Here is a 10,116-nt window from a genome sequence, read left to right on the forward strand (position 1 = left end):
TCCAGGGACCGAAGTCGGTCTTTGTGACCGAGCACTAGAACGCATTCTGTGTGCTCGGACCCCGGTGAACAACTGCTTTTCAACGGCTACTGTGACGCGGGTGCGTAAGCACTGTCCCCTGGCGGGACGGCCATTCGAGCATTTGTGGGGAAACTGTGACGGCTGCAGCGGCTACCGGTCGTGAATACGACGACGAGCTCAAGAGCAGGGTTGCGCGCCTGTTGCGCTTCCTGCGCGAGATAGTCGAGGCGCGGTCGAATCCGGTCCTGAGGTTCGACGATCACGTCCAGGTCGAGTGGCTGTACTCGGGCGAGATTCCCGTTCGTCTCGACCCCAAGGCCGGCCAGGGCGGAGTCGTGCTTCGGGCACCGCGCATTGCCGTCGACGACCCGCCCGAGCCACCGGCTCTTCTGACGGGTTGGCTCGATCCACAGGTCGTCGGTGACAGTCGCTATCGGGAGATCGAGCTCGCCGACGCGTCGACGGCGGCATCGCGTCGTCGCGGCGAGGCGCAGGAGTCCGACGCGGATTTCGACATCCGCAAGGCCTACGAGATCAAGAAGGCCTTCGAGAAGTACTCGGAGTCCTGGAAGCAGTGGGCTCAGGAGGATCGAGACCGGCGGCCCAAGGCCGCGCTGTATCAAGCACTGCAGCTGATGATGCAAGAGCTCGCCTCGCGACCCGAGTCGATCGAACTGGTGGTGGCGTCGGGTCTGCTGACGTCGAGCAACCCCGACCCCCAGCGCAGCGTGCGTACTCACCTCCTCGCCCAGTCGGCCGGAATCGAACGTGATGTGCGAACCGGCGACCTGTTGGTTCGACTGGTCGCCGGTAGTGCCCCGCGTCTCGAGGACGGCCAGCTGCTCACTGGATCGAAGGACTTCGACACCTCCGGCTCGGTGGCTCTCGCCGAGAAGCTGCACGGCAACGTCGACTCGCCCCTCGGCGAGGGCGTCGAAGAATTCTTGCGTGAATGGGCGACGCGAGTTCCCCGTCACGAGATCGAGGTGCTCGATCGCCTCGGGCCCCCGGGAGCTCTCGCGTACATCGACGACGATCGAACGCTGACGGTCTCGCCCGCACTCGTGCTCCGAACCCGCGACTCGTTCGCGCTGGTCGAGTATTACGAGCAGATGATCGCCGATCTCGACGCCCCCGACTCACCGGTTCCGCTGGGCCTCGCGCAACTGGTCGACGCGATCGAGCCGGCCGATCGGATGGCCTGGCTCGAACGGACCGGAGCCGGCGCGTCGGCAGCGCTGGCCGAGGACCCTCTGTTTCCGCTGCCGGCCAACGCCGAGCAGTCGCAGATCATCGAACGACTCGGACGCGACAGCGGTGTCGTGGTCGAAGGGCCGCCCGGGACGGGGAAGACCCACACCATCGCGAACCTGATGTCAGGGCTGCTGGCGCGAGGTCAGCGGGTTCTGGTCACTAGTGAAAAGTCACAAGCTTTGCGAGTCCTGCGCGACAAGCTGCCGCCCGAGTTGCAGGAGCTCTGCGTCTCGATCACCGACCTCTCCCGTGGTGGTTCGGACGAGTTGAATCGCAGCGTCGCCAAGATCGCCGAGCGCAAGACCTCGTTCGACGAAGCCGGTGAGCTGCGGAAGATCGACGCGCTCACCACCCGCCGCGCGGCGGCTCTCACTCGCCGGACGGAACTACTGAACCGTGTCAGCGCCCTTCGTGAATCCGAAACCGTTGTGCACGAATATGTTTCGGATGGTTACGACGGCACGGTGGCGTCGATCGTACGCAAGGTCAAAGCAGCCGAAGGTGCCCACGAGTGGCTGCCCGGGCCGTTGCTCGCCGACCGGCCTCCGTTCGACGGTGCCCAGGTCGACCAACTCCGAGCGCTGATTGCGACCTCCGACGGAGCCCGCGAGCAACGATCGCGCCAGGTGCTGCCGCGTCCTGAAACGATGCTGCCGAATTCGGCCGAACTCGCAGCGCTGTGCCGGCGTGTGCATATGCCGATAGACGCCGTCTCACCCCTGGCTGCCGACCTGATCACGTTGCTGGGCGGCGTCGAACCCGCCGTCTCGTCCGACATCAGTTCTCTCTGCGAGGAATTGGCGGCTCGCGTGCGAGTGGTCGCAGAACTCGATGCCACGTATGCGCGGGTGACCGACTCGGTGCTGTCCGGCGAAGCGTCTCACCTGTGGTCGCGGGTCAGCGGAATCGACGACCTCGTTGCCACTGCCGCAGCGTCCGACCGGTACATCGGCGCGCACGACGTGCAGTGCTCGTCCACGTCTGCTGCGGCTCTGCAGGCGATGGACGCGCTCGCAGCTGCGCTGGAATCGGGAATCGAATGGAAGCCGCGATTTCGGCGTAGTGAGGAGCAGAAGGCCGTCGAAGCTCTCGGCATCGTCGCCACCGTCGACGGGCAACCGGCGACGAGTGCGATGGCTGCTCGACTTGTCGCGGAACACATTCGGGCTCTCGACACCGTGCAGACGGCGGCGGTGTTGCTGGCCGACCTGGCGATCGTCGTCCCGCTCGACGGCCCGCGAGCGATTCGCGTCAACGCCGTTGCGCAGATCGCCGATCGACTCCGTTCCGTAGCGGCAGTCGTTGCCGCTCGTGACGCACTGGTGCACCGGCTCTACACGGTATCGCCTGCTGCGCCGTGGATTCGAAGCCTCGCCGAAGCTCAGGAGATAGCCGGAGCCGCTGCGGCCATCGCTGCGCGTGTCGACATCGACATCGCCCGCGCCGAGCTCGATGCTCTGCAGTTCGCGGTGGCCACTCGTATCGACGCCGGACCGTCGCCCGAAGGTCTGAATCTGGTGACGGCCCTCGGTGCTGCCGATCCTGCGGAATTGGCAGGCGCGGTCTCCGCCTACGCTCAGGCCTGCGCGGAGCAGGAGAATCAGCTGCTGCTCGAGTCGATGTCGGCCACACTGACGGCAGTCGCGCCGGCCCTGTTCGACTTGGTCAAGGACACCGCGGCAGACCCGGAATGGGACGAGCTCAGTTGGCAGCTGTCCAAGGCGTGGGCGTGGCGTCGCGCGCGCGAATGGGTCGGTGAGCAGCACCACGGGGGTCTCGAGCAACAACTGGAAGCGGAGTTGGCCGCCGCGGATGTCGACATCGCCTATCTCACCACTCGTCTCGCTGCCGCGAGTGCCTGGCTCAACAGCCTGCAGCGGATGACGGCCGCCGAGGTTCGCGCACTGCAGACCTACCGCGAGCACATTTCCAGTATCGGGTCGGGTGCCGGCAAGTACGCCGAAACCTACCGCAGCGCAGCACGATCGGCGATGCGAGAGGCACAGAGTGCGGTGCCCGCCTGGGTCATGCCGCTCTCCCAGGTGCTCGCGTCGATTCCGCCGGTGCCGGGAAGCTTCGACGTCGTCATCGTCGACGAGGCCAGCCAGGCCGACATCACGAGCCTTTTTCTGCTGTACCTCGCGCCTCGGGTGATCGTGGTGGGAGACGACAGGCAGTGCGCGCCGGCCGATGTCCCTCAGGCAGGCACCCTCGAGGACGTGTTCGACCGCCTCGACGTATATCTTCCGGACCTACCGGAGCACGTGCGGGCGACGCTGACACCGCGGTCGAGTCTGTTCTCGATGCTGCGCACCCGGTTCGGTCAGGTGGTGCGACTACGAGAGCACTTCCGTTCGATGCCGGAGATCATCAATTGGTCGAGTCAGCAGTTCTACGGAGACTCGCCACTCGTGCCGGTGCGGCAGTTCGGTGCCGATCGCCTGCCGCCGCTTCGGCACACGTACGTTCGCGGGGCGACGGTCACCGGAAAGAACGCCTCGCTCGTCAACCGTACCGAGGCCATTGCCATCGCCGAGCAGATATCCGAGTGCCTCGCCGATGCCGCGTACGACGACCTGACCTTCGGAGTCGTTGTGCTGCAGGGGCAGTCGCAGGTCGACGAGATTCGCAACGAGCTGATCAAACGTATCGGCATCGAGCAGTGGGAACAACGCCGCTTGCGAGTGGGCACGCCACCGGACTTTCAGGGTGACGAGCGCAACGTCGTGTTCCTGTCGATGGTGGTGGCACCGGATCAGAACTTCGCCACCTTGACCTCGAACCAGTACAAGCGTCGGTTCAACGTGGCCGCGTCGCGGGCGCAGGATCAGTTGTGGCTGTTCCATTCGGTCACCGTCGACCGCCTCAAACGTGCAGACTTGCGTAACTCTCTGCTCGGCTACGTCACGTCGGTCTCACCTGCTCCCGCCGATCCGATGCCCCAGAACGTCCCGCGCGAGATCAGGAAAGCCCCGTTCGAGACGCTGCTGGAGCAGCAGTTGTTCAACGACCTCGTCGAGCGTGGATTCCACGTCAATCCGGGTGTCGAAGTGAACAATCGGCGTATCGCGCTCGTCGTCACGGGGGAGTCCTCTCGCCTCGCCGTCGAATGTGACGTCGACTCGTTCTCGACCACCCCCGCGCAACGATCGGCGGATCTACAACGCGAGCAAGAACTCAAGCGATGCGGGTGGACGTTCTGGCGGGTGCGGGAATCGGAGTACCACCTCGATCGTGACGGTGCTCTCGACAGCTTGTGGACAACCCTCGCGCGGTTGGGAATCAAGCCCGGTGCCGTTGTCGCGGAAGGCGAGTCGACGTCCGAGGAGACCTGGACTCCGGTACCGCTCGAGTCCTCGCAGTTCGACGAATCCGGATCTGTGCTGTCTATGTGGACGATGCCTCGCCTCGACATACCTACCGGCAACACCGCCGACACCGACATCACGAACGGAACCGGCCCATCCAGACGGGCGGGGTCGACCAACGGAACCGGTGCTGCAAACGGTTCGAGCACGGTCGACGCGACCGGAGCCCCGCGCGCGTCCACACCCCCGACAGCACCGAAAGAGCTTGCCGCAGCTGCGGAGTCGGACGGACCGGGTGCATCCGATTCGGTCGACAGCTCCCGAGTAGTGCGGGGTGCGGTGGACGGTGTCGAATCGAGTGGGGGCGTCGAGGAGTCCGAGAGTTCGGTCGACGAGGTGGTCGCCGAGCACCAACTGCCGCTCAACGGACTGCGGGGATACACCACGCGCAGCAGCCCGTAGGTGTAGTCCGCAGCAGTCGCGGCGCGTCAGCGTGTAGCTCGTTACCGTCGTAGTCTGGTTCGCGGTATTCGCGCACGTTCGAGCAAAGAGGGTCTCCGCCGATGGCAGATCGACAGACGCAGGGGCGGCACGACGACAGGGCTGCGCCGGCGCGGCCCGCACGGACACTTCGTCGGCGAATCATTTTGCCGGTCACGATCGTTGCCGTGTGTGCGGTGCTGTTCGGGCTGCCCATGTGGACCGTGGTGTTCGCGGGCGCGCAGTGGCCGCCGGCGGCTCGGCTGCTCGGCGCGGCGCTGGTGATCGCTGCCGCGCTCGCCTTGCCCACCGCGATGTATCTCGGTCACCGGCCGGGCATCGAGGGGGGCAGGAAGGACGCCTGGGCGCGTCTCGGCGACGTCCTGTTGGGTCTCGCCTGGATCGCGTTCGTGTGGTCGGCGCTCTCACTGGTACTCAGGCTCGGGCTGTGGGCGGCCGGTGTCGACGATCCATTGCGGTCGCGAATCACGGCGGCGGCGACGGTGACAGTGATCGTCGGCCTGGCGCTCTGGGGCCATTACGAGGCCATGCGCACTCCGCGCGTTCGGCACACGCGCGTCAGCATTGCCCGGCTCGGTGCCCGATTCGACGGCCTGCGAGTCGTCCTGGTCACCGACACCCACTTCGGTCCGGTGAACCGGACCGTGTGGTCGAGGCGCCTGACCGATGCCGTCAACGCGCTCGAACCGGACGTGCTCGCGCACGTCGGCGACATTGCCGACGGTTCCGTGTCGACGCGCAGGCAACAGGCTGCGCCGCTGGAATCGATGCGCGCGTCCGCCGCCCGTGTTTACGTCACCGGCAATCACGAGTATTTCGGTGAGGCGCAGGAGTGGTTGGACCACATGCAGAGCATCGGGTGGAACGCGCTGCACAATCGTCATGTCGTGCTGCATCGGGGTGACGATGCCTTGGTCATCGCCGGTGTGGACGACGCCACGGCAGCAGGGTCCGGTGCCCCCGGGCACGGTGCCGATCTGGCTGGTGCGTTGGCCGGGGCCGATCCGTCGATCCCGGTGTTGCTGTTGGCCCACCAACCCAAACAGATCGGCGACGCCGTACGTGCGGGCGTCGATCTGCAGGTGTCCGGCCACACCCACGGCGGTCAGATCTGGCCGTTCGCGGCGTTGGTTCGCCTGGACCAGCCGGTGGTGCACGGACTGAGCAAGCACGGTGCGCGAACGCAGCTGTACACCAGCCGGGGGTCGGGATTCTGGGGACCGCCGTTCCGAGTGTTCGCACCGAGTGAGATCTCGGTCCTGACGTTGGTGGCAGGCTGACGCGTCGGCACCTGGCAGTATCGGACGGGTGAGGCACACGGGAGAGATCCAGGTAGTCGCAACCGATCTCGACGGCACACTACTTCGTTCGGACCGAACGGTGTCGGTGAGGACGGCAGCTGCGATGGCAGCGGCCGAAGCTGCAGGCATTCGAGTGGTGTGGGCTACGGCGCGGGCGCGGCACTCCATCGCCGAGCTCGCGGCGTCGTGCGGGTTCACCGGTACGGCAGTGGGAGCGAACGGTGCGGTGGTGCTGGATCTTGCCGATGGCAGCCCGGTGATCGTCGCGACCAGGTCGGTGCCGACGAAGACGGTCGCGGCTGTCACCTCCGCCGTTCGGTCTCTGGTTCCCGGCGTGGCGTTCGCGACCGTGGGTCCCACCCGTTTCGTCGCCGAGGCGCGATACGCCGAGCTGTGCGTCTTCGCCGACCATCACCGCCACCCGCACGAGATGGAGCTGTCGGAGTACGGTCTGTCGGCCGACATCGAGCCGACAGTCAAAATTGTTGCACGGCATCGTGATACGCCGAGCGAGGAGTTGTACGCGTTGGTGGCCGAGGCAGGTCTCGTCGGTGTGGAGCTGACGCACTCCGGCGCACCGTATATCGAGATGTCCGCCGCCGGGGTATCCAAGGCCACTGCTCTTGCGGAATTGTGCGAACAGTGGGGCGTAGCCCAGGACGATGTAGCGGCGGTGGGAGATGCGCGCAACGACCTTCCCATGCTGGCGTGGGCCGGTACCGCGCTGTGTCCGTCGAATGCGGCGGAGCCGGTGCGCGCTGTGGCCGATCGCGTTCTGCATTCGCACGACGACGATGCGGTTGCCCGCTATCTCGAAGAACTCACCGAGCGCCGGGTGCAGCGGTAATCGTTCGCGATACTGTCCTCGGTCGACCGACCCTCGACCCGCCTGGTCCGACATCACGGGTGGCGTTGTCCAGGAACAACAGTGCGCTGCTGGACGGAGTCGTCGGGGAAGGTTCGGTGGACGCCGGTAGCCTCGGTCGTGCCGAATCGACCACCACGAAGGGCCTGCAGTGAACGACTCTCGCACGACCCCACCGTCCGAACCCACCACGATCGCCGAATATCTCGACGCTCATGCGCTCCAGGTGTTGCCGCTGGACGGCGCTGCCGCGGCCGATCTCGGCATCACGGTGCCGGTTCCCGCGGGGTGGCAGACGCTCGATCCGGCACAGTTTCCCGGTGCGACCCAAGTGACCGTCGAGCCGAACCTGGTCGAGAATGGTTTTGCGCCGAATGCTGTATTGCTGGTCGGGAAGCTTTCTCACTCCATCGATCCGGAAGCATTGATGGCGTTGGGTTTCGGCGACGGGCGTGCGATGCCCGGGTGGGTCGAGCAGGAGACGAGCACGGCGTCGTGGGCCGGTTGGCCGTCACGGTTCATTCGAGGCACTTACGTCGCCCAAGGGCTCGAGGCTGCGGTGACGACGCGCTACGTAGTGGTCGGCGAGGGAACCCAGTACTTGGTCCAGTTGACCGTGACGACGCTCGAATCCCAGCTGGATGCGCTCGCATTCGACGTCTCCGCGATCAACGACGGACTGACGCTTCCCGCGGCGTAGAGGCACTCGGGCTTTCTATGGCGGCCCCGTGCTGTCGGGCTGGGAAAGATGCAGTCGGGCGGACGCCCCGGCGACCGAGCCGCAGCATTCCAGGGCGCGCGGAGTCCGGTCCGCACGAGGGTAGGTGATGCCTGTCCGCTCTATGGCTGCAGACGGCGTCCGAGTGTGCCGGGCAGCGACACCTGGGTATGCCGCACCGATCCGGCTAGGGTCGTTCGCATGTCGATCAGAACCGGCCGCGTTCGGCACCTCTCGGTGGTGCCGGATATCCCCGAAGCCGACGAGCCGGCCGAACACAGCGCGACGGAGGGTGCCGCGCGTGGACTGGCGAATCTGGTGCTGAGGGTGAGTATCGATCACACGCGGCCGTCGATCTGGCGACGAGTGCGAGTGCGATCGGATCTGTTGTTGTCCGAGTTGCATTCGGTGCTGCAGATCGCCGTGGGCTGGGAAGACCGACACCTGCACGCATTCAGCGTCAGAACCGCAGGGGCAACCCGACGGTTCGAGATGCAGGAGATTCTCGACGACGAACCGGACGACGACGCCTCCAGCGAGGAGCGGGTACGCGTCGACGAGGTGTTGACGCACCCGGGATCCGTCATGACGTACGAATACGATTTCGGTGACGGGTGGACTCACACGGTCGAGCTCGAACACGAGGACTCCGATATCGACGACCTTCGTTCGATCTGTCTCGACGGTGCCCGCGCGTGTCCTCCCGAGTCCTCGGGCGGCCCGTCGCGCTACGCCCAAGCGCTGGATATCGCCGCTGATTCGTCCGACCCCGAACACTCTGCTCTTGTCTCCCAGTGGGGTCCGACGTTCGACCCGGCCCGATTCGAGGTCGAGGCGGTCAACCGAGTGCTGCAGTCCGCGGATGTCGGCAGGTCGACGCTGGCCGAAGCTGTGGCGGCCGCACCGGCCATCGGGCGTCTGTTCGACCGAGTACGACCCACCCAGGTGCCGGCACTGATGGCATTGCTGCCCCGGTGCGAGCTCACCGTCGAAAGTTCGGTGGACCTGCCGGTTGCCGAGATCGCCATGGCGAAGCTCACCTGGTTCCTCGGAAAGGTCGGCGACGGCGGGGCTGTCCTCACCGACGCCGGCTACCTCAAGCCCGCGTTCGTGGCTGCGATCCGCGACGAGCTCGATTGGGGTCTGGGGTGGGTGGGGTCGAGCAGCCGCGAGATCGACCATCATCAGGTCACCGACTTGCGCGAGGCAGCCCGACACCTCGGGTTGACCCGCATCGCCAAGGGGCGACTGTTGCGCACGAAGCTCGGCGAGTCACTGGCCCACGACCCGATCGGCATGTGGCGACATGCTGCCTCGCGGCTTCCACTGGGGAAGGAGACATACGAGACCGATGCCGCGACGCTGTTCTTGATCTCTCTGGCCGCATCGGCCTCAGCGGCCCACCGTAACGAGATGCTGATCGAGACGGTCTCCGAATTAGGCTGGGCCAGTGAAGATTCCGGTGTGTTCGACGCCAAGTTCGCTGCTCAGACGACCATGAGCTTTCTCGACCTCATCGGTGCACATGGGCCGAGCTTCTTTTTTCGAGAAGGCGTATCGGACTCACCGAGTTGGTCCCGCCGATTTGCACGCGACGCCTTGTCCAGTTGACCGCCGATCCCGACGTGTTCGGTGCCGTCTCGGCCGGCTCGACGCGTCTGCAGCGCCCTGACCTGCCGATTTGCGTTGGTGTGGTTGGTGGCGTAACTTTTGTCGAGTCAGAGCGACGGACACCGACCCGGTCTTCACGGACTGGGTGAACGAGGTTGGACGTGTGGCTCGGCGAGGTTTTATCCCCCAAGAGTCGGGCCTTGTGTCCGAGACCAAGCTGGGATAGGCTGGAACAGTTGCCCTGGAGGCTTACGGACTGTGTGTTCGTGGGGTTCGAGTGTGTGCGTGTTCTTTGAGAACTCAACAGTGTGTCGATGAATGTCAGTGCCGAATTTTATTTGGTGAAAGCATTCGATGTCTCAACCATCCGCTTGTGGTGGTTGTTGTCGAGTGTTGCTTCAAAAATGCTAGTTGAGTTTATTTGCTAGTGATTTGACTCTTTATGTTTATGACTGATTTGCAGTTTCGACTGTTGATCGAGAGTCTTTTACGGAGAGTTTGATCCTGGCTCAGGACGAACGCTGGCGGCGTGCTTAA

At 65.1% G+C, this 10,116-nt stretch carries 5 protein-coding genes; all 5 read left to right on the forward strand.

Features of this window, described 5'->3' with window-relative positions; genetic code table 11:
* The first annotated feature begins 155 nt into the window (after positions 1 to 155).
* The 5 genes from QM588_RS16360 to QM588_RS16380 all read left to right on the forward strand — a co-directional run bounded on the left by QM588_RS16360 (position 156) and on the right by QM588_RS16380 (position 9,579).
* Positions 156 to 5,045 (forward strand): AAA domain-containing protein, encoded by a 4,890-nt coding sequence (locus QM588_RS16360; RefSeq protein WP_283314790.1) that lies wholly within the window; start codon positions 156 to 158, stop codon positions 5,043 to 5,045.
* A gap of 101 nt (positions 5,046 to 5,146) precedes the next feature.
* Positions 5,147 to 6,364, forward strand: coding sequence for a metallophosphoesterase (locus QM588_RS16365; protein WP_283314791.1), 1,218 nt, complete (start codon positions 5,147 to 5,149; stop codon positions 6,362 to 6,364).
* Positions 6,365 to 6,392: 28 nt separating this feature from the next.
* A complete protein-coding gene (locus QM588_RS16370) occupies positions 6,393 to 7,232 on the forward strand; it encodes an HAD family hydrolase (protein WP_283314792.1) in 840 nt (279 codons plus the stop codon).
* A 169-nt stretch (positions 7,233 to 7,401) separates the two neighbouring features.
* Positions 7,402 to 7,950 carry an LpqN/LpqT family lipoprotein gene (locus tag QM588_RS16375; RefSeq protein ID WP_283314794.1) on the forward strand — a complete coding sequence of 183 codons (549 nt, stop codon included), beginning with the start codon at positions 7,402 to 7,404 and terminating at the stop codon, positions 7,948 to 7,950.
* Between the two features lie 219 nt (positions 7,951 to 8,169).
* Complete coding sequence (locus QM588_RS16380) at positions 8,170 to 9,579, forward strand: plasmid pRiA4b ORF-3 family protein (RefSeq protein ID WP_283314796.1); 1,410 nt, start codon at positions 8,170 to 8,172, stop codon at positions 9,577 to 9,579.
* The last annotated feature ends 537 nt before the right edge of the window (positions 9,580 to 10,116 follow it).

Source organism: Rhodococcus sp. IEGM 1354 (assembly GCF_030056855.1).
In the GTDB taxonomy this organism is placed as follows: Bacteria; Actinomycetota; Actinomycetes; order Mycobacteriales; family Mycobacteriaceae; genus Rhodococcoides.